This is a genomic window from Methylobacterium sp. yr668, from assembly GCF_900116245.1.
Classification (GTDB): domain Bacteria; phylum Pseudomonadota; class Alphaproteobacteria; order Rhizobiales; family Beijerinckiaceae; genus Methylobacterium.
Genome location: NZ_FOZY01000025.1, coordinates 71,000 through 90,101 on the forward strand (window position 1 = coordinate 71,000; position 19,102 = coordinate 90,101).

The following is a 19,102-nucleotide window of genomic DNA, read 5'->3' on the forward strand; positions in this document are numbered from 1 at the left end:
AGATTGGGCGTCGTGCCGCCGCCGACGCTGCATCACAGCTCGGATCGCTTGCGTCAACGGCGGACCAATAGGATAACCCGCCCGTGTAGCCCGGGACCACGAAGTCCCAGCCGGAGCCCCCCGCGCGTGGCCCCGCGCGCGAGGCGTTCGGTCAGGGAGTGGGACATGGGTACGGCGATCGGCAGGCACGGGCCCTGGGCCCTCGTGGGGGCGCTCGGCGCCGCGGCGCTGGCGATCGTGGCGAGCGAGCGCGGCGAGACGATCAACGCCCTCTGGATCGTGGTCGCGGCGGTCTGCGTCTACCTCATCGCCTACCGCTACTATTCCCAGTTCATCGCCGACAAGGTGATGCGGCTCGACCCGAAGCGCGCGACCCCCGCGGTGCGCCACAACGACGGGCTCGACTACGTGCCCACCAACCGCGGCGTCCTGTTCGGCCACCACTTCGCGGCGATCGCGGGCGCCGGCCCGCTGGTCGGCCCGGTGCTCGCCGCCCAGATGGGCTACCTGCCCGGCATGCTGTGGATCCTGGCCGGCGTGGTCCTCGCGGGTGCCGTGCAGGACTTCATGGTCCTGTTCGTGTCGATGCGCCGGGACGGCCGCTCGCTCGGCGAGCTGATCCGGGCCGAGCTCGGCACGATTCCCGGCATCATCGCCCTGTTCGGCACCTTCCTGATCATGGTGATCCTGCTCGCCGTGCTGGCGCTGATCGTCGTCAAGGCGCTGGCCGAGAGCCCCTGGGGCACCTTCACGGTGATGTCGACGATCCCGATCGCCATGCTGATGGGCGTCTATTCCCGCTACATCCGCCCGGGCAAGATCGGCGAGGTCTCGATCCTCGGCTTCGTCCTGCTGATGCTCGCCATCGTCGCCGGCGGCTCGGTGGCGGCGAGCCCGGTCTGGGGACCGGCCTTCACCTTCACGGGCCCGCAGCTCTGCTGGATGCTGATCGGCTACGGCTTCGTGGCGTCGATCCTGCCGGTCTGGCTGCTGCTGGCCCCGCGCGACTACCTGTCGACCTTCCTCAAGATCGGCACCATCGTCGGGCTGGCGCTGGGCATCGCCTTCGTCGCCCCGCACATGCAGATGCCGGCGGTCACCAAGTTCGTGGACGGCACCGGCCCGGTCTGGGCGGGCAGCCTGTTCCCGTTCCTGTTCATCACCATCGCGTGCGGCGCGGTCTCGGGCTTCCACGCCCTGATCTCGTCGGGCACCACCCCGAAGCTGATCGCCAGCGAGTCCGACGCCCGCTTCATCGGCTACGGCGGCATGCTGATGGAATCCTTCGTGGCGATCATGGCGCTGGTCTCGGCCTGCGTGATCGACCCGGGCGTCTACTTCACCATGAACTCGCCCGCGGCCCTCGTCGGCACGACGCCCGAGACCGCCGCCGCCGCCGTGACCAAGCTCGGCTTCGCCACCACCCCGGAGGTCATCACCCAGACCGCCGCCGACGTCGGCGAGCACACGATCATCTCGCGGGCCGGCGGCGCGCCGACCCTCGCGGTCGGCATGGCCCACATCATCTCGTCCGCCATCGGCGGCAAGGCGATGATGGCCTTCTGGTACCACTTCGCGATCCTGTTCGAGGCGCTGTTCATCCTCACGGCGGTGGACGCGGGCACCCGCGCCTGCCGGTTCATGGTGCAGGATCTCGTCGCCTTGGCGATCCCGTCGTTCAAGAACACCACGTCGTGGGGGCCGAGCATCGCGGCGACCGCCATCTCGGTGGGGGCCTGGGGCTACTTCCTCTACCAGGGCGTGACCGACCCGCTCGGCGGCATCAACACCCTGTGGCCGCTCTTCGGCATCTCGAACCAGATGCTGGCCGCGGTGGCGCTGACCCTCTGCACGGTGGTGATCTTCAAGATGAAGCGCGAGCGCTACGCGTTCGTGACCATCATCCCCACCGCGTGGCTGTGCATCTGCACCCTCACGGCCGGCTGGCAGAAGATCTTCTCGGCCGACCCGAAGATCGGCTTCCTGGCCCACGCCGAGCGCTACGCGGCCGCCGCCGCCGAGGGCAAGATCCTGGCACCGGCCAAGAACGCCGACCAGATGAGCCAGATCATCCTCAACGACCGGATCGACGCGGTGCTGGCGGCCCTGTTCATCGGCCTCGTCGTCGCCATCGCGGGCTTCGGCATCGCCGCCTGCGTGAAGGCGTGGCGCGCGGACCGCTGGACCGCGCTGGAGACCGAGCCGCACATGGTCCCGGCGGAGTAGGAGGTCCCATGCTGCCGTCGTCGAACCTGCGGGACCGGATCCGGACGCTGTCCAAGTGCGTCTGCGACGGCGCCCGCCTGATGGTCGGGCAGGGGGACTACGCGGCCTATGCCGAGCATGTCCGCCGCACCCATCCCGACCAGGCGCCGATGAGCGAGGTGGAGTTCTTCCGCAACCGGGAGAACGCCCGCTTCGGGGTCGGCAACACCGCGGGCTTCCGCTGCTGCTGACAGGCGGCCGGTGAGCTTGGTCGTCCTTGCGAGCGGAGCGAAGCAATCCAGGCAGCGCTGCGTCTTCCAACGTCGCGTTGCCCTGGGTCGCTTCGCTGCGCGCGCGATGACGGCGGCGTGTCCTCGCCGCGGACCGGGCCCCGCTCGTTGCGCGGACCCGATCGGGCCCGGCCGGCGTTCTCCACGCCGGAGGGCCGCCCGGCCCTCGCCAGATGCGGAAGGCCGATGACCGACCAGAGCGTGCAGGACCCGATCGAGCCCCGGGCCGTCAACACCGCCCATGCCTGGGAGCGGGCCTACTGGGCGCGCCGGTTCATGGTCCCGGTGGAGCAGGTCGAGGCCGCCGTGGCGGCGGTCGGCGACGATCCGGCCCGCGTCGCCGCCCATCTCGGGCGGGACTGGCCGGGCCACGAGCCCGCCACCTGAAGGCGTCCCCCGAAGCCGTCCCCCGAGCCCGCCGCGCCAGGACTAGTCCTCCGCGATCCCGGGCTTAAGCTCGGCCGCATCTTGACTCCGCCGCCACAATATCCGCCATCTCAGGCCCGACGGGAGGTCGGCATGAGCATTTTCCAGGACGCCATCCTTCGGTTCGGCCGCACGATCATGTCGTACGCGGGCGACGCGGTCTTCCTGCAGGCCGCGGTCTCGTCCGCCGCCAACGTCATCGTGGCCGATGGCGACGTGGGCGAGGAGGAGATCGAGTCGGCGATCACCGGCATCCGCGCCAACCCGATCCTCGAGAAATCCTACGACACGCTGCGCGTCGAGCAGGAGCTCTACGAGGCGATCACCCGGGCCAAGACCCGGGCCGGGCGGCTGGAGAACCTGCGCCATGTCGGCGCCATCGCGGATCGGCCGATCGAGCAGCGCCAGGACGTGTTCCTGATCGGCGCGGACGTGGCCGATATCGACGGCATCAGCGAGGTCGAGCACAAGGCGCTCGACGAGATCGCCGGGGCGCTGCAGGTCGACAAGTCCGCCCTGCTGCGCTGATCCGGCCGGCCCGTCGCCCGGCAGACTCCGGGACGGCGCGCCGGGAACGCTCTCCCCGTCCGGCACCCGCATCCCGAGGTGACGCGGCCCGGCCCGCCGTGCCGGGTCTTCGCGGACGCCGGCGCGGGCGCGATGCGGGCCGCGACGCGGCCGCCATCCCGAACCTGCGGCGACGCGGCCCGTCCCTTGCCTGACCGGACGTGATAGCGAAACAGTCCGGGTTTAGCCGGTGAGCCGGTATACAACGCGGAGTTGCCGGCCCGGGGCCGGACGGCGGAGACCGCATGGGCCTCGTCCTCTACGCGCTCAAGTTCCGGATCACGACCTACGTGCTCGCGGTCCTGATGATGCTCGGCGGCGTCGGGGCGATCGTTGTCGCGCCGAAGGACGTGCTGCCGGTCGTCGACATCCCGGTCGTCGTGGTGGTCTGGACCTATACCGGCCTCTCGGCGCCGGAGATGGAACAGCGCATCACGACCTACGCCGAGTACGGCATCTCCAACAACGTCAACAACATCCGCCGCATGGAGTCGACGACGCTCCAGGGCACGGCGGTGCAGCGGATCTACTTCGAGCCCACCGTCAGCCTCAATCTCGCCATCGCCCAAGTGGTGTCCTCGACCAACTCGATCCGTGCCGTGATGCCCCCCGGCACGCAGCCGCCGGTGATCGTGCGCTACTCCGCCTCCTCGGTGCCGGTGATCCAGCTCGCCCTGACCTCGGCCAAGGAGAGCCTCAACCAGGTCTACGACTACGCCCAGTACCGGATCCGCCAGACCCTGGCGCAGGTCCCGGGCTCGACCCTGCCGTCGCCCTTCGGCGGCGCGCCGCGGCAGATCATGGTCGACCTCGACCTCAACGCCCTCCAGGCGCTCGGCCTGACGCCGCTCGACGTCACCAACGCCATGACGGCCCAGAACCTGACCGTGCCGTCCGGCCTCGCCAAGATCGGCGAGCAGCAGTACCCCGTCCAGCTCAACGGCACCCCGCCGTCGATCGAGACCCTGAACCTCGCGCCGATCAAGGTGGTGGCCGGCCAGCCCGTGCTGGTGCGCGACGTCGCCTATGTCCGCGACGGCGGCCCGCCGCAGGTCAACGTGGTCAGTTCCGACGGCCAGCAGGCCGTGCTGATGCAGATCATCAAGAACGGCAACGCCTCGACCCTGAGCGTGGTCAACAACGTCAAGGCGGCGATGCCGACGATCCGCGCCGCCGCGCCCGAGGGGCTGGCGATCAAGCCGCTCTTCGACCAGTCGGTCTACGTCTCGAACGCCATCGAGGGCGTGCTCCACGAGGCGCTGACCGCGGCGGCCCTGACCGGCCTCGCCATCCTGCTGTTCCTCGGCTCCTGGCGCTCGACGATCATCGTGCTGATCTCGATCCCGCTCTGCGTCATGACCTCGCTCGCCGTGCTGGCGGCGCTCGGCGAGACCATCAACGTGATGACGCTGGGCGGCCTGGCGCTCGCGGTCGGCATCCTGGTGGACGACGCCACGGTGGCGATCGAGAACACCTACCGGCTGTTCGAGGAGGGCGAGGAGTTCCGCGAGAGCGTGGTCCACGGCGCCGCCGGCATCGCCAAGCCGGCGCTGATCTCGACGCTCGCGATCTGCGCGGCCTTCACGGCCGTGTTCGCGCTCACCGACACGCCGAAATACCTGTTCACCCCGCAGGCGCTCGCGGTCGTGTTCGCGATGCTGACCTCCTACCTGCTGTCGCGGACCCTGGTGCCGCTCCTGATCGACGTGATCGTGGCGCCGGAATACCGCCGGAAACACGCCAAGGACCGGGACGCGCACCGGGACGCGCACCCGGCGCAGCACGCGGCGCCCCGGCGGGGCCGGATCGCCCGGGCCGCCGGCCTCGTGGGCGCCCCCGCGCTGCGGCTCGCCGGCCGGATCCACGGCGCGTTCGAGCGCGGCTTCGCGCGGTTCCACCGGGGCTATGTCGGGCTGCTCCACGCGGTGCTGCGCCACCGCGTCGTCACCGTGGGCGCCGTCGGCGGCGTGCTCGGCATGACCGGCGTGCTGTTCGTGTTCGTCGGCCAGGACTACTTCCCGCAGATCGAGGCGAGCCAGATGACCATGCATCTGCGCACCCGCGTCGGCATGCGCATCGAGACCGCCCGGCAGGTCTTCGCCGAGGTCGAGGACACCGTCCGCGAGGTGATCCCGGCGGGTGAGGTCGACCAGATCCTCCAGAACATCGGCCTGCCGTCGAACAACTACAACTTCGCGTTCTCGGACGGCTCGTTCGTCTCCTACAATGACGGGCAGATGCTGATCAGCCTGAAGGAGGGGCACGGCCCGGTGGCGGGCTACACGAAGCGCCTGCGCGAGGTGCTGATGAAGCGCTTCCCCGACGTGGTCGTCTACTTCCAGCCCGCCGACATGATCACCCAGATCCTGAACTTCGGCGTCCTCACGCCGATCGACGTGCAGGTCTCCGGCCGGCACAAGGAGAAGGACCTGGAGGTCGCCCAGCGCATCGTGCAGCGGCTGAAGCACACGAAGGGCCTCGTCGACGTCCACCTGCAGCAGATCGTCAACGAGCCGCAATTCTACGTCGACGTCGATCGGCGCCTCGCCTCCGAGCTCGGCCTGACCGAGCAGCAGGTGGCGCAGAACATGAACATCTCGCTGTCCGGCAGCTACCAGGTCACGCCGAATTTCTGGCCCGACCCGAAGACCGGCATCCCCTACCAGCTCTGGGTGCAGACGCCCGAGTACCGCAACAGCTCGCTCACCGATCTGCGCAACACGCCGATGTTCGTGCGCGCCGCCGCGACCTCCGGCTCCGGCCCCGGGGTGCTGACCCTGCTGTCGAGCCTCGCGGACATCCGCCGGACGCCGACGCAGACCATGATCAGCCACGTCAACATCCAGCCGACCTTCGACATCTTCGCCTCGGTGCAGGACCGGGACCTCGGCTCGGTCGCGCGCGAGATCGACAGGATCGTCGAGGACGAGCAGAAGAACCTCGAGGCGCCGGACAAGATCGTCGTCCGCGGCCAGATCGAGAACATGCGCTCGGCCTTCTTCCGCCTGGAGATCGGCCTCGGCATCGCGCTGATCGCCGTCTACCTGCTGATGGCGGTGAACTACCAGAGCTGGGGCGACCCGTTCGTGGTGATCGCCGCCCTGCCGATGGCCTTCTGCGGCATCACCTTCGCGCTGTTCGTGACCGGCACGCCGTTCTCGATCCCGTCGATCTTCGGGGCGATCATGTCGGTGGGCATCGCCTCGGCGAACTCGATCCTGCTCGTCACCTTCGCCAAGGAGCACCGGGAGGAGACCGGGTGCAGCGCCCTGGAGGCGGCGATCACCGCGGGCGAGACCCGGCTGCGGCCGGTGCTGATGACCGCCTCGGCGATGTTTCTGGGGCTCATTCCGATGGCGCTCGGGACCGGCGAGGGCGGCGAGCAGAACGCCGCGCTCGCCCGCGCGGTCATGGGCGGCATCGCCTTCGCGACGCCCGCGACCCTGCTGCTGGTGCCCTTCCTCTACGTGCTGATGCGCGGCGGCCCGGCGCAGCCGGTGCAGGATTACCTGGAGCCGGAGGGCCGCCCGGCGGCGGCGTGAGGGACGGCGGCGCGTCGCGCGCCGCGGCCGGTGTCGCTGGCCCGATCCGGATGCCTGACCGTCGGATCCCGGTCGGGGGGATGCCCTTGCGGGTCGCTCACCCCTCCTTGAAGCCGTATTCCGGCGTGTCGTCGTCGTTGCCATAGTACTTGTACGGCAGGAACTTGCCCGACATGGTGAGCTTCACGCGGTCGCCCTTGTTGTTGGCCTCCCGGGCCATGTCCATGTTGAAGTCGATCGCCGACATGATGCCGTCGCCGAACTCCTCCTGGATCAGCTCCTTGAAGGTCGTTCCGTAGACCATCACCAGCTCGTAGAACCGGTAGATCAGCGGGTCGGTGGGCGGCATGGACGGGATCGAGCCGCGATAGGGCGGCTCGTTGAGCATCCGCTCCTCGGCGGCGGTGAGGCCGAAGAGCTCGGCCGCCCGCTTGGCCTGGGCCTTCGGGAGCTTCATCTGGCCCATGCAGGCCGCGGTGATCAGGAACGGCGACAGGCCGCCGATCTCCGCGTGGATGTGCTTCCAGCTCCACCCCTTCTCGCGCTTGATGTCGAGAAGCTTCTCGGTGAGGTCTTCGCGCTTCATCGTCGGCTCCCGGATCTCGGTCTGCGATGGGTCCGGTGAGGCCGCGCGCTCCGCGGCCCCACCCACCCGGTGCGGGTGCGCGTCCGGACCGCGACCGGTGAGGGGGACGGTCGCGTCCGGACGCGGACATCCGCCGGGCGTCGTCGCGGTGCGCCTTCGGGAGCGGTGCCGGCCGACGGGCGGACAGCCTCACTCGGCAAAGGGTGTGCCAGAAGGGATGCCGGAGAAATCGCTCGGTCTGCCAGAGGTTTGGGTCGCCGGATGTCGCTCACGACATCTCGTCGGAAACGAGATATCGTGAGTCAATGACGATATCTCGTGAGTCCGGTGCCGCCGGAAGTTTCGGGCCGGTCTTCGAGGCGAGCCCGGATCCCATGCTGGTCCTCGCGCCGGAGGAGGACCGGGTCGCGGACGCCAACCCGGCGGCGGCGCGCCTCCTCGGCTACGGCCGCCCGGCGCTGCGCGGCGCACGGGCGAGCGCCCTGTTCCCGGGCCAGCTCCCGGCGCTCACGGTCTTCACCGAGGCCGCACTGGCCAGGGGGCACTGGTGGACGCGCACATTGGCGCCGCGCGACGCGGCCGGGCGCGACCTGCGGGTCGAGACCGCGGCCTTCCCGCTCCCGGGCGACGCGATGCGCCTCCTCGTCACCCTGGCGGACCCGGACACGCTCCACCGCCGCCAGGTCGACGGCGAGGCCGAGGCCCACATGCGCGCCGGCCTCTCGGAGTGGCAGCGCGTGGAGCGCATCTTCCGCGACATCGAGCGGGGCAACCAGCTGATCCTGCGCGCGGCCGGGGAGGGGATCTACGGCGTCAACGCGGAGGGCGTGACCACCTTCGTCAACCCGGCCGCCGCGCGCATGCTCGGCTGCGAGGCCGCCGACCTCGTCGGCCGGGACATGCACGCCGCCGTGCACCACACCCGCCCGGACGGGAGCCACTACCCCCACCGCGACTGCCCGATCTACGCGGCGTTCCGGGACGGGACCGTGCATCAGGTCGATCACGAGGTCTTCTGGCGCGCCGACGGCACCGCCTTCCCGGTCGAGTACACCTCGACGCCGATCCGCGACCGGGGGCGCCTGCTCGGCGCCGTCATCGTGTTCCGCGACATCAGCCAGCGCCGTGAGGCCGAGGCCCGCCTGACGAGCGCACTCGCCGAGGTCGATTCCCTCCGGGAGCGCCTGGAGCTGGAGAACGCCTACCTGAAGGAGGAGATCCGGGCCGAGCGCCAGCACCAGGGCATCATCGGCCGCTCGCCCGCCATCGCGGCGACGCTCCGGCAGGTCGACCGCGTCGCCGCCACCGACGCCACCGTGCTGATCACCGGCGAATCCGGCACCGGCAAGGAGCTGATCGCCCGGGCGATCCACGAGGGCAGCCGCCGCAGTGCCCGCCCGATGATTCGCGTCAACTGCGCGGCGATCCCCCGCGAGCTGTTCGAGAGCGAGTTCTTCGGCCACGCCAAGGGCAGCTTCACGGGGGCGCTGCGCGACCGGATCGGCCGGTTCGAACTCGCCGACGGCGGCACGCTGTTCCTCGACGAGGTCGGCGAGATCCCCCTCGACCTCCAGGGCAAGCTGCTGCGCGTCCTGCAGGAGCGCTCGTTCGAGCGGGTCGGCGAGGCGCGCACGCGGGCGGTGGACGTGCGCGTGGTCGCGGCCACCAACCGGGACCTGCGCGCCGAGATCCGGGCGGGCCGCTTCCGGGAGGACCTCTACTTCCGCCTCAACGTCTTCCCGATCCAGGCGCGGCCCCTGCGCGAGCGGCCCGAGGACATCCCACCGATCGCCCAGCACCTGCTCCGGGTCGCCGCGCGCCGCCTCACCGTCCCGGAGCCGCGCCTCACGGAGGGCGATGTCCGCCGCCTCTGCCGCTATTCCTGGCCCGGCAATGTCCGGGAACTGGAGAACGTGATCGAGCGGGCGGTGATCCTGTCCGCCCGGGGGCGCCTCCGCCTCGACCTGCCCGACGGTGAGGCGACCGGACCCGCGGACGCGGCCAGCCCGGCCGCGCCGCCCGGCGGGCGGCCCGCCACCGAGGCCGAGCGCCGGGCGCGCGACCGCGCCGAGATCGTCGCGGCCCTGGCGCTGGCGGGCGGCCGGATCTCCGGGCCGGGCGGCGCGGCCGCGCTCCTCGGCCTTCGGCCGACGACGCTGGCCTCGCGGATCAAGGCACACGGGATCCCGCGCGGCTGATCCGGCGGTCTCTTGATCCGATCTTAAGGCCGCTGTGCCAAAGCTCGCGCCGGGCTTTCCCCGCGAAGGCGCAGCGTCCCCGACCGATGCACGACCTCTCCGATCCCGTCACTCTCCCGGCCGGCACCGTCCTGTTCGAGGAGGGGGCGATCGGGCACTGCGCCTACCTGATCCTGAGCGGGCGCATCGCGATCTTCCGGCGGCGCGACGGCGGTGAGGCCGTGCTCGCCCGGCGCGGCCCCGGCGAGATCTTCGGCGAGATGGCCATCCTCGACGCCCTCCCGCGCTCCGCCGGCGCGCGCGCCGAGGCGGATTGCGTGCTCGTCCCGGTGGACGCGGCGCAGATCCGCCAGCGGCTCGCCGGCGCCGATCCGATCCTGCGCCTCTGCCTCGAGGGACTCATCGCCCGGTTTCGCGAGACCCTGCCCCGCCTCGGGCCGGCTTCCGCCGAGGGGCTTCAGGCGCCGCCGTCGCCCTCCGCCCGCGCCGATTTCGACGCGACGGTCGCGTCGCTCGCGCAGGAGCGCGCCCTGCGGCGCGCCCTGGCCCGGGACGAGTTCGCGCTGTTCCTGCAGCCGATCGTGCGGCTCGCCACCGGGCGCCTCGCCGGCTTCGAGGCCCTGATCCGCTGGCACGATCCCGAGCGCGGGCTCGTGCCCCCCGCCGCCTTCATTCCGGCCGCCGAGGCGAACGGCCTGATCCTGGCGATCACCGCCTGGGTGATCGACGCGATCGGCCGGATCGTGCCCCGCATCCTGCAGGCCGGCCTGCGCGCGCCCGCCTCCGTCGAGCCCTCCCTGTTCGTGAGCTTCAACGTCACGGCCCAGGATCTCGCCCGCGCGGACATACCGGGCCTCGTCGACGCGATGCTGCGCCGGACCGGCCTCGCGCCCGGCGCCCTCAAGATCGAGGTCACCGAGAGCGCGCTGATGCAGGATCCGGCCGGGGCCGCGGCCGCCCTCGCGCGCTGTCGCGCCGCCGGCCTCGGCATCGCGGTGGACGATTTCGGCACCGGCTACTCCTCGCTCAGCCATCTCAGCACCCTGCCGATCACCACGCTCAAGGTGGACCGGGCCTTCGTCCGGGCAATGCTGGCGGAGCCGCGCGATCGCCGGATCGTCCAGACCATCCTGCGGCTCGCCGAGGAGATCGGGGTGGCGGCGGTCGCGGAGGGCATCGAGGGCCGCGCCGAGGCGGAGGCCCTCGCGGCGATGGGCTGCGCCCTGGGCCAGGGCTACCATTTCGGCCGCCCGATGCCGGAGGCCGACGCCCTCGCGGCGGCGGCGGCCTGGAACGCCGACGCGTGGCGCGTCGGGCTCTCCGGGGAGGCTGATCCGGGGCGGCACGGGTTCCACGCCCGGGCCTGACGGATTCCCGGCCCCGGCGCGGTCTTTCGCCACCCCCGCGAGCGTGGTTTCGATGCACCGGGCGGGCGGGAAGCGCGCGGCTCCGGGCGGAAACGCTTGCATCCGGTGCGTGTTTTCGGACCATGCGTCTTCGGGTCTCGGAGGCGGGCTTTGGGCGGAGACGAGCGGGACGGGCAGATGGCCGAAGGGTCTGCGGGGGCATCCGCGCATCCGGCGCCCTGGGAATTCGTGCTGCCGGAGGAGACGGCCACCGAGGATCTCGGCCTGTTCCTCTCCGAGTTCCTGATGCCCGGGGACGTCGTGGCTCTGTCCGGCGGCCTGGGTGGCGGCAAGACCACGCTCGCCCGGGCGGTCATCCGCGAGCTCGCCGGCGACCCGCGCCTGGAGGTGCCGAGCCCGACCTTCACGCTGATCCAGCCCTACGCGGCCCGCGACGGCCGGCCGATCGTCCACGCCGACCTGTACCGGCTGCGCGACCCCGACGAGTTGGTGGAACTCGGCTTCGACGAGATGGCCGAGGGCGCGATCACCCTGGTGGAGTGGCCCGACCGGATGCCGCCCCGCGCCGGCCCGGTGCTGACCGTGGACCTGTCCCTGCGAGCGGAGTTCGGCCCCGAGGCGCGGCTCGCGCGGATCGACGGCACCGGCGGCATGCGCGCCCGCCTCGACCGGGCCCGCGCGGTGCGCCGCCTCCTCGACCGCAGCGGCTGGGACATCGCCGAGCGGACCTTGATGCAGGGGGACGCCTCCTCCCGCGCCTACGAGCGCCTGACCAAGCCCGACGGCACCAGCGCCGTGCTGATGATCGCGCCGCCGCGACCCGACGGGCCGCCGGTGCGGGACGGCAAGCCCTACAGCGCGATCGTGCACCTCGCCGAGAGCGTCCACGCCTTCGTGGCCCTCGACCGCGGCCTGCGGGCACTCGGCTTCTCGGCCCCGAAGATCTACGGCGAGGATCTGACCGAGGGCCTGCTCATCCTGGAGGATCTCGGCAGCGAGCCGGTGATCGAGGGGGGGGGGCCGCGGCCCGAGCGCTACGCCGAGGCCGTGCGCGTGCTGGCCAAGCTTCACGCCAACCCGCTGCCCCCGGTCCTGCCCGTGGCGGAGGGGATCGAGCACAGGCTGCCGCCCTACGACATGGAGGCGCTGCTGTTCGAGGCGGAGCTGATGCCCGAATGGTACGCCCCGGCGATCCGGAACGTCAGCCTGTCGGCGGAGGCGCGGGCGGCCTTCGTCGACCTGTGGCGGGGGGCGCTCCAGGGCGCGATCCCGGACCGGCCGACCTGGACCCTGCGCGACTACCATTCCCCGAACCTGATCTGGCTGCCCGAGCGCGACGGGCTGGAGCGGGTCGGGCTGATCGATTTCCAGGACGCCGTCATGGGCCACCCGGCCTACGACGTCGCCTCGCTGCTGCAGGATGCCCGGGTCGATTCCAGCGCGGAGTTCGAGCTGCGGCTCCTCGGCCTCTATGCCCGCGAGCGCCGCGGCCGGGACCCGACCTTCGACGTCGGCGCCTTCGCCACCGCCTACGCGCTGCTGGCCGCGCAGCGCGCCACCAAGATCCTCGGCATCTTCGCCCGGCTCGACCGGCGCGACGGCAAGCCCGGCTACCTCGCCCACCTGCCGCGGATCGAGGGCTACCTCGCGCGCAACCTCGCCCATCCGGCGCTCGCCGGGCTGCGGGCCTGGCACGCGGACCATCTGCCGGGCCTCGTCGCCCCGGCGCCCGACCCCTGACCACCGGATTCCCGACCGCATGAGCGATCCCAGCCCCGCCGTCAGCCGCGCCTTCGTCCTGGCCGCGGGCCTGGGCAAGCGCATGCGGCCGGTGACCGCCACCGTGCCGAAACCCCTGGTGGAGGTGTCCGGCAAGGCCCTGCTCGACCACGCCCTCGACCGGGTCGCCGAGGCCGGGATCGGGAGCGCAGTCGTCAACGTCCACTACCTCGCCGACCTGATCGAGGGGCACCTCGCGCGCCGGGCCGAGGGGGCGGCCCCGGGACCGGCCACGACCGTCTCCGACGAGCGCGCGGCGCTGCTGGAGACGGGCGGCGGCATCCGCAAGGCGCTGCCGCTCCTGGGCGACGCGCCGTTCGTGGTGCTGAACTCGGATTCGTTCTGGCTCGAGGGGCCGGCCTCCAACCTGCGCCGGCTGATCGAGACCTGGGACGGGGACCGCATGGACGGCCTGCTGCTGGTGGCGCCGACCGCCACCAGCCTCGGCTACGAGGGCGCCGGGGATTTCGTGATGGATCCGGACGGCCGCCTGGAGCGCCGCGGCGAGCGCGCGGTGGCGCCGTTCATCTACGCAGGGGTGGCGATCCTCACGCCGGGCCTCTTCGCCGACACGCCGGAGGGCGCGTTCTCGCTCAACCTGCTGTTCGACCGGGCGATCGCGGCGGGGCGGCTGTTCGGGATGCGGCTCGACGGCCAGTGGCTGCATGTCGGCACGCCGGAGGCGATCCGGGCCGCGGAGGAGCGCGTCCGCGCGAGCGCCCGGGCCCCGTAGAGAGCCGGATCCGGGGCACGATGCGCGGAGCGCGAAGTCCTTGTCCGAAGTGTCTTGCCAAGCCGGATCTGAGCCTCTAGAAGCCCCTTCACACCGGCGGGCCGAGAGCCCGCCGCCGTGTCAGGCGCCCGTAGCTCAGCTGGATAGAGCACCAGACTACGAATCTGGGGGTCAGAGGTTCGAATCCTTTCGGGCGCGCCACCTAACTCATTGCTCCACATTAGATTTCTCCTCCTTTGATTTCTTGAGCAGATCGACGGTTTGCAGTTGGTTTGCAAACTTAGTTCGAGGAGAGTTCTCGAAATTGAAAATCGCCTGCTCCGCGAGGCCGCGGGTCCTCGCGAGGTAGCGCTCCAAGATCGTGTGCACGGTCTTAAGTGAGTGACCTGTGATGGTCGCGATCTGCTGCGGCGTACAGCCCGCCTCGGATAGCAGTGTCACCGCCGTCCCCCGCAGATCGTGGAAGTGGAGCTTTACCGATTGGTCGAGGCTTGGGAGCATGACCTTGTCGAGGCCGGCGTGCTTGGCTGCCTTCTCCCACGACTCGGCGAAGTATCGTTTGAGGAATGGCTGCCCCGTCTTGGTGGTCAGGATTAGCGGTGAAGTGCGTTCCATCCCGTTCAGCAGGCGTCTAAGCGCGCTCGTGCATGGAATGGTCAGAAGTGGACCCGGCTTACCGTTCCGCCGGCTCTTGCCCTGCCGGAGCCGAATGACCTCGCCGTCATAAGCAGTCCACGTCAGGTTCAGGATGTCTGCCTGTCGCTGCCCAGTGTGCAGGGCCACGATAAGCGCTCTCTGCAACTCGATCGGCGCAACGGCCATGAACGCCGCAACATGCTCAGGGAGCCAGACGATCTCCGAACGATCGGCGTGATAGAGGCGCTTGAAACCCTTCAAGTGATTAGCGGGCAGTCGGCTGCCATCCACCGCCCAAGTCAGCATCGCGGAGATTGCGGATAGGCGATTGTCGCCCTCACGCTCGCCGGAAGCCTTCACCACCTTCTGACGCCAATCGAGGAAGTCACGCCGGACACGGGGGTCCTCAAGCGCCTCGAGCGGCATATCGCCGAACTCGGCTTCGGCCTTGATCAGCATGCGCTTGTACTCACGCTGAGTGCCGATCCCGAGGCGGTCCATGAACTCCGTTGAGCTCGTATAGGCCCGTATCAAGGCCGCGAACGTCTCGCCGCTATGCCGAGCCTTCAGCGTCTCCTGCGCCCGCGCATAGGAAGTGATGAACTCCTGGGAGCCGGGCTCACCCTCGAGCGGCATGCCCGTGGCTCGGTGATAACGATAGATTGCCCGCGCGCCCCCTGCGAGCAGCTTTCGAACGGTGTTAACGCCTTTGAGCTTAACGCGCGTCACGGCCGGCCCTCCACGCATCGAGCTTCGCTTTAGGCTCCGGTCGAGTGTCTTCCCCCGAGTAGACCACGATTTTGCTACCCTGGATCTCGACTCGGACTACTTTCAGACCGGCCATTAGAGCAGCTTTCAGAGCTCGAGCGATCTCTGCTTGCGTCAAAGATGGTTGGCGAAGCATCATATTTCAGCACATTTGAATGAACGGGATTGACGCGCATTGCGCCGTTGCCGCCGCTGGGTGTGCCCTTGTTCAGGCTCAAAGCGCAAACTATGGGTCTGGGAATATTGTCTTTTACTCGCGAACCTGCTCTCGCGTAGCGGTAAAAAAAAATCACGTGGCCTTCGTGCCCGCAGATTACCAACGTAAGTGCAGCTGCATCACAGAGTCGGGCCTAACTATCGATAAAAATAGGGAGTTTTTTGAGAACCGGCAGCGTCGCGACAGAGCGTCGTGCCGGCGATGTGGTGGCGAAACCGCGAGTAAGCGACGCTCGACGTAGCTGTCGGGCGCTGGCGGTCGCGGTAGCGCGGTGAAGGACAAACTTTGGACGCTCAAACCGAGGGCTGACGATCCGGCTGGATATCGCTAGAGTTTTCTGAACCACGATCCAAAAAATTAGAGATTGAAAAAACTGCGACTCAGGTCAACGAAAGGTAAGAATGCGTAGCTTCAGGTTGTTTGAGCCTTTCCTTCGTTTCCGGCGACGATGAGCGCAGGAGTGAGCCGTTTCATAGCGGAAGCAGCGGGAGGATGTTGGTGGCCATGCCCACCGCGAAGTTCAGGAACATGAGCCGGCCTAGATTGATCGGGCTGCGCCTCAAACCAAGCCTCGCGAGCCACCCTTACGACCGCGCGCTCCTGCTCAGCTGCGTGCGTCGCCCCTCTTTCCGGGTGATCCGATGTCATTGGAAGAAGCGCGACAAACCGCTCGTGCTGTTCTGACGCCCTGCTCAGCCAGTCGGTCACGCAGCTCGCGCACGAAGAGGCGCAAGTCCTGCTTGGAGGTCGCCAGGATCAGCGCAGCATGGGCTTCGATGCGCTGAGCTATGATCGCCATCTATCGGTTTAGGCGCGACGTGCCCGTCTCTGGCAGATTGCCCGCACCAGCGGCTGGCGCTCGACACGTTGGCTCCGAAGCGAGCCGCGGCGCGATGGCAGGAGGCGCCCGCCGCCACGGCAGCAGCAACACGCTCGCGCAGGTCCACAGACAGAGGAGAAGGCTCGGCAAGCTCCTTCACCGGTCAACGGCCAACCCGAAGATCCCTCTCCCGTAGCTCGGGACCCGCTCTAGAGCTGCAGCCGGTGCGCCTGCTGCCGCGAATGGTGACAAGCGCACCGGCTGCAGCTTGCAAGCCGATTAAGCCTTGGCCTTGCCGCGCTTCGTCCTGGGCCGCGGCTTGGACACCGGCTCATCCAGCGCCGAGACGAAGCTGGAAAGGATCGCTTCCCACCGGGTGCGGGTGTCAGGAAGCTTGATGAGCATATCCTGGAATTTGTGGATCGACCCGACCATGGCGTCCGTGCTCACCGAGAACAGCGGGCACCCCGGCAAATCGGGCCGGTAATACGATACGAGGTGGATCAACATGTCCCGCACCTGCGCGTCGTGGTGCGCTCGGACAACAGGATCATGCTGGGCGGCATCCGTGAGCAACGGGTTGACCTCAGCCGGGTCGCGCCAGGGCAGGTCGATCACCCTCTCGCGCAGCCAGGACGAACGCCCAGAGGAGCGGTTGGGCTTGGTGTAGATGGCCACCGCGCCCGTAGCGGTGTCGAGGACCGCGAAAGCGATCGGGGCGTTCTTGGCCTGCAGAGTGTTGATGGACGTGGCGATGAGAGAGCGCTTCTTGCTCGTGTCGATGATCGTCTCGCTGGTGAACGGCATAGGTGCTTTCAGCAATTTGCGCGAAAAAGGTAGGCTTGAAGGGTTGAGCGAGGGCGGCTTGTGAAGGACGCCAGCCGCTGGCTCGAAGAGCGCTAACGAGAGACGTGACCGGCCGTGAACCCATACGGTCCGCCAGGCGCAGGCTGGCCTGCCAGGAGGCCGTCGCGGCCCTGCCGAAGGTCGAGGAGCCGTTGCCCGTCGCCCAGATGCGGGCGGTGCTGCGGGCCCCTTGTGCTCCTCGGGAACGTGCGGGGGCGCCCCCGTTGTCCCAGGGCAGGGGGCGCCCCCGTCGTCCCAGGGCAGGCCCCGGCCGCCCGCGTCGAGGTTCCGGAGTAGTAGGCGTCCCGTCAGCGGTCGAGGAAGGTGATACAGAGCCACACGAGCCTGCCCCACTGGGCCTGCGTATCGAGCAGCGTGCGGGCCCACATGCTACGATCGCCGCCGCTGCTGACCGTGCGGTCCACCCACTCCGTGAGGCGTGGGTGCCTCATCAGATCGGGGCGGCAGTCCTCCAGCAGGCGAAGGAGCATCGCCCGCACCTTCGCATCGTGCCTCGCCTTGGCAATCGGGCTGCCCCGGACGGCAGGAGAGCCTAGCGGGGCGAGATCGCCCACGTTGTAGCAGGGGACACCCGTCTCCTCGTCGTAGGTGATGGGCTTGAGCGCCGGGGACGCGGCGGTCCTAGCCGCGATCATGTCCTTGACCTTGGCGTCGTGGATGAAGCGAAGGATCGGGTCACGGCGGGTGGCATCCGAGAGCAACGGATCGATTTCGGCCGCATTGCGACCAGGGATGCCCGTGATCACCTCGCGCAGCCACACGTCGGCGCGCTCGAAGGTTTCTCCGTTCTCGGAGAAGAACACCTCGTTGGTCGAGGCGTCGTGGCGAATGTGGCAGGTCGGGGCACCCTGGGCATGCAGAGCCTTGATGAAGTCGGGCGGGACCGGGGTCGGGTTCGTCTTGAGCACCGTAAAGCTTTCTGGAAAAGGGTCGAAGCGCGAGGCAACGGCGCGTTGGTCGTTAGTGTGCTCGGGGCGAGCGGACGGGCGAGACCATGAGAGATCCCGAGCCGCTACCCCGAACGTGCGATCAGAGGTGCGTGGCGATGTCCTTGATCACCGAGGGCATTTCCTCGGTGATCAGCACGACGCCCCGGCCCTGGGCGTCGGCCTTGGTCAGCGCCGCGGAAAGCGTGTTCCAGGCGCACTCGTTATCGGTCGGGTCGCAGCTCGCCCGCGCATGGACGGTGCCGCGCCAGATATCGTCGCCCTTGATCTCCGCCAGGATCTCGACGGTCGAGAGCCACATGCCCGCGTTCGGATGCGACTCCTTCTTCAGGCGCTGCAGGCACTTCAGGCCCGCCTCGAAGCTCCCGAAGTGCGTCGCGTAGCGATGCGCCGGCCGATCAGGGAGACCGATGTGAAGCGCAAATCCACCCTCTTCCTCGGCCTCCTCGATCGAGGTCAGGTGGTAGTTGTCGTCGGCTTCATAATAAGCCTCCAGCATGATGTAAGTCGCGCGCGGGAGATCCGCCTTCTCCTCGGCATCCAAGCCGATCAGGAAGGTGGAAGAGGCGGTGTTAACGTCGGACATGAACTGAGTCTCTGAAAAGGGGTAGGAGTCGAAAAATGAAGACCTTCCGCGCCGCAACGGCGGGGTGATCCCTGGATACAAGCGGCCGACCCTAGAAGTCGAAATTCATCGTGCGCGGGTCGGGTGTGGTGGGCTGACGCGCCCGGTGCCTTAGGGAAATTTCGACTTCCGCGGATCGGGGCAGGCAGAAGGAGAGACGGCGCCCCCAGGCATTTCGAGGGGTGGCCGGTTGGATTGCCGAGGAACCCGATGACCAAGCACCCCGATCGTATTCATCCGGCGTGGGCCGCGGGGGTCCTATTTCGGCGCGCTGCGGTGGACTTCGATGAGGTTACGGAGACTTTCGATACCAAAGTCTGAGAAGGCCATGGTTCCGTCAGGGTACTGCGGATCGTAGACCCAGATCAGCCCGTCTTCGGGCTCCAGATCGGTAGCGATATCGGCGAGCCAGTCCGCATCTTCGCCGAGCTCCCTTGCGACGAGCGCCAAGGTCCTGACGGCATGGACCTTGTTGATGTGCATCGTCAGGCTGCGATTGCCCTGGTCGACGGCGGGGACCAGTTCCACG

The 19,102-nt window shown here is 69.1% G+C and carries 15 protein-coding genes, 1 tRNA gene and 1 pseudogene; 10 read left to right on the forward strand and 7 right to left on the reverse strand.

Going from position 1 to position 19,102, the window contains the following annotated elements:
• Positions 1-165: 165 nt before the first annotated feature.
• The 5 genes from BM419_RS24165 to BM419_RS24185 all read left to right on the forward strand — a co-directional run bounded on the left by BM419_RS24165 (position 166) and on the right by BM419_RS24185 (position 7,030).
• On the forward strand, positions 166-2,226 hold the full coding sequence (locus BM419_RS24165; RefSeq protein WP_091927884.1) for a carbon starvation CstA family protein: 2,061 nt from the start codon (positions 166-168) through the stop codon (positions 2,224-2,226).
• Between the two features lie 8 nt (positions 2,227-2,234).
• Positions 2,235-2,456, forward strand: a complete 222-nt coding sequence (locus BM419_RS24170; RefSeq protein WP_020091282.1) for a YbdD/YjiX family protein — start codon at positions 2,235-2,237, stop codon at positions 2,454-2,456.
• A 225-nt stretch (positions 2,457-2,681) separates the two neighbouring features.
• Complete coding sequence (locus BM419_RS24175; protein WP_091675589.1) at positions 2,682-2,882, forward strand: DUF3606 domain-containing protein; 201 nt, start codon at positions 2,682-2,684, stop codon at positions 2,880-2,882.
• Between the two features lie 132 nt (positions 2,883-3,014).
• Positions 3,015-3,449 (forward strand): tellurite resistance TerB family protein, encoded by a 435-nt coding sequence (locus tag BM419_RS24180; protein WP_020091280.1) that lies wholly within the window; start codon positions 3,015-3,017, stop codon positions 3,447-3,449.
• A gap of 284 nt (positions 3,450-3,733) precedes the next feature.
• On the forward strand, positions 3,734-7,030 hold the full coding sequence (locus BM419_RS24185; protein ID WP_091927885.1) for an efflux RND transporter permease subunit: 3,297 nt from the start codon (positions 3,734-3,736) through the stop codon (positions 7,028-7,030).
• A 97-nt stretch (positions 7,031-7,127) separates the two neighbouring features.
• Here the strand turns inward: BM419_RS24185 and cynS are convergent, their stop codons facing one another.
• Positions 7,128-7,616, reverse strand: a complete 489-nt coding sequence (cynS, locus tag BM419_RS24190; RefSeq protein ID WP_029358676.1) for a cyanase — start codon at positions 7,614-7,616, stop codon at positions 7,128-7,130.
• Positions 7,617-7,921: 305 nt separating this feature from the next.
• Here cynS and BM419_RS24195 point away from each other — a divergent pair, with 305 nt between their 5' ends.
• From BM419_RS24195 to BM419_RS24215, 5 genes are all read left to right on the forward strand, one after another.
• Entirely contained in the window at positions 7,922-9,814 is a 1,893-nt protein-coding gene (locus BM419_RS24195) for a sigma 54-interacting transcriptional regulator (protein ID WP_091927886.1), read from the forward strand.
• Positions 9,815-9,900: 86 nt separating this feature from the next.
• Complete coding sequence (locus tag BM419_RS24200) at positions 9,901-11,181, forward strand: EAL domain-containing protein (protein WP_020091276.1); 1,281 nt, start codon at positions 9,901-9,903, stop codon at positions 11,179-11,181.
• A gap of 177 nt (positions 11,182-11,358) precedes the next feature.
• Positions 11,359-12,921 carry a tRNA (adenosine(37)-N6)-threonylcarbamoyltransferase complex ATPase subunit type 1 TsaE gene (gene tsaE, locus BM419_RS24205; protein ID WP_244540843.1) on the forward strand — a complete coding sequence of 521 codons (1,563 nt, stop codon included), beginning with the start codon at positions 11,359-11,361 and terminating at the stop codon, positions 12,919-12,921.
• Positions 12,922-12,940: 19 nt separating this feature from the next.
• On the forward strand, positions 12,941-13,693 hold the full coding sequence (locus tag BM419_RS24210) for a nucleotidyltransferase family protein (protein WP_091927888.1): 753 nt from the start codon (positions 12,941-12,943) through the stop codon (positions 13,691-13,693).
• A 124-nt stretch (positions 13,694-13,817) separates the two neighbouring features.
• Positions 13,818-13,894: transfer RNA gene (locus tag BM419_RS24215), tRNA-Arg, on the forward strand.
• Positions 13,895-13,900: 6 nt separating this feature from the next.
• On the opposite strand, the gene BM419_RS24220 is transcribed toward BM419_RS24215, so the two are convergent.
• The 6 genes and pseudogenes from BM419_RS24220 to BM419_RS24245 form a co-directional block, all read right to left on the reverse strand.
• Positions 13,901-15,058, reverse strand: a complete 1,158-nt coding sequence (locus BM419_RS24220; protein ID WP_091927889.1) for a tyrosine-type recombinase/integrase — start codon at positions 15,056-15,058, stop codon at positions 13,901-13,903.
• Positions 15,059-15,863: 805 nt separating this feature from the next.
• A pseudogene (locus tag BM419_RS24225) lies at positions 15,864-16,294 on the reverse strand (IS630 family transposase); the annotation flags it as partial.
• A 119-nt stretch (positions 16,295-16,413) separates the two neighbouring features.
• Entirely contained in the window at positions 16,414-16,941 is a 528-nt protein-coding gene (locus BM419_RS24230; RefSeq protein ID WP_091927890.1) for a hypothetical protein, read from the reverse strand.
• A 347-nt stretch (positions 16,942-17,288) separates the two neighbouring features.
• On the reverse strand, positions 17,289-17,909 hold the full coding sequence (locus BM419_RS24235; RefSeq protein ID WP_091927891.1) for a hypothetical protein: 621 nt from the start codon (positions 17,907-17,909) through the stop codon (positions 17,289-17,291).
• Positions 17,910-18,030: 121 nt separating this feature from the next.
• On the reverse strand, positions 18,031-18,615 hold the full coding sequence (locus tag BM419_RS24240; protein ID WP_139257101.1) for a hypothetical protein: 585 nt from the start codon (positions 18,613-18,615) through the stop codon (positions 18,031-18,033).
• A gap of 216 nt (positions 18,616-18,831) precedes the next feature.
• Positions 18,832-19,102: hypothetical protein (locus tag BM419_RS24245; RefSeq protein ID WP_348273201.1), on the reverse strand; the 271-nt coding region annotated here is incomplete at its 5' end.

Excerpts from the sequence above, each read along its gene's own strand:
- BM419_RS24185 (WP_091927885.1), top strand. The coding sequence starts at position 3,734 with ATGGGCCTCGTCCTCTACGCGCTCAAGTTCCGGATCACGACCTACGTG.
- BM419_RS24200 (WP_020091276.1), top strand. The coding sequence starts at position 9,901 with ATGCACGACCTCTCCGATCCCGTCACTCTCCCGGCCGGCACCGTCCTG.
- BM419_RS24195 (WP_091927886.1), top strand. The coding sequence starts at position 7,922 with ATGACGATATCTCGTGAGTCCGGTGCCGCCGGAAGTTTCGGGCCGGTC.
- cynS (WP_029358676.1), bottom strand. The coding sequence starts at position 7,616 with ATGAAGCGCGAAGACCTCACCGAGAAGCTTCTCGACATCAAGCGCGAG.
- tsaE (WP_244540843.1), top strand. The coding sequence starts at position 11,359 with ATGGCCGAAGGGTCTGCGGGGGCATCCGCGCATCCGGCGCCCTGGGAA.
- BM419_RS24165 (WP_091927884.1), top strand. The coding sequence starts at position 166 with ATGGGTACGGCGATCGGCAGGCACGGGCCCTGGGCCCTCGTGGGGGCG.
- BM419_RS24230 (WP_091927890.1), bottom strand. The coding sequence starts at position 16,941 with ATGCCGTTCACCAGCGAGACGATCATCGACACGAGCAAGAAGCGCTCT.
- BM419_RS24170 (WP_020091282.1), top strand. The coding sequence starts at position 2,235 with ATGCTGCCGTCGTCGAACCTGCGGGACCGGATCCGGACGCTGTCCAAG.
- BM419_RS24175 (WP_091675589.1), top strand. The coding sequence starts at position 2,682 with ATGACCGACCAGAGCGTGCAGGACCCGATCGAGCCCCGGGCCGTCAAC.
- BM419_RS24180 (WP_020091280.1), top strand. The coding sequence starts at position 3,015 with ATGAGCATTTTCCAGGACGCCATCCTTCGGTTCGGCCGCACGATCATG.
- BM419_RS24210 (WP_091927888.1), top strand. The coding sequence starts at position 12,941 with ATGAGCGATCCCAGCCCCGCCGTCAGCCGCGCCTTCGTCCTGGCCGCG.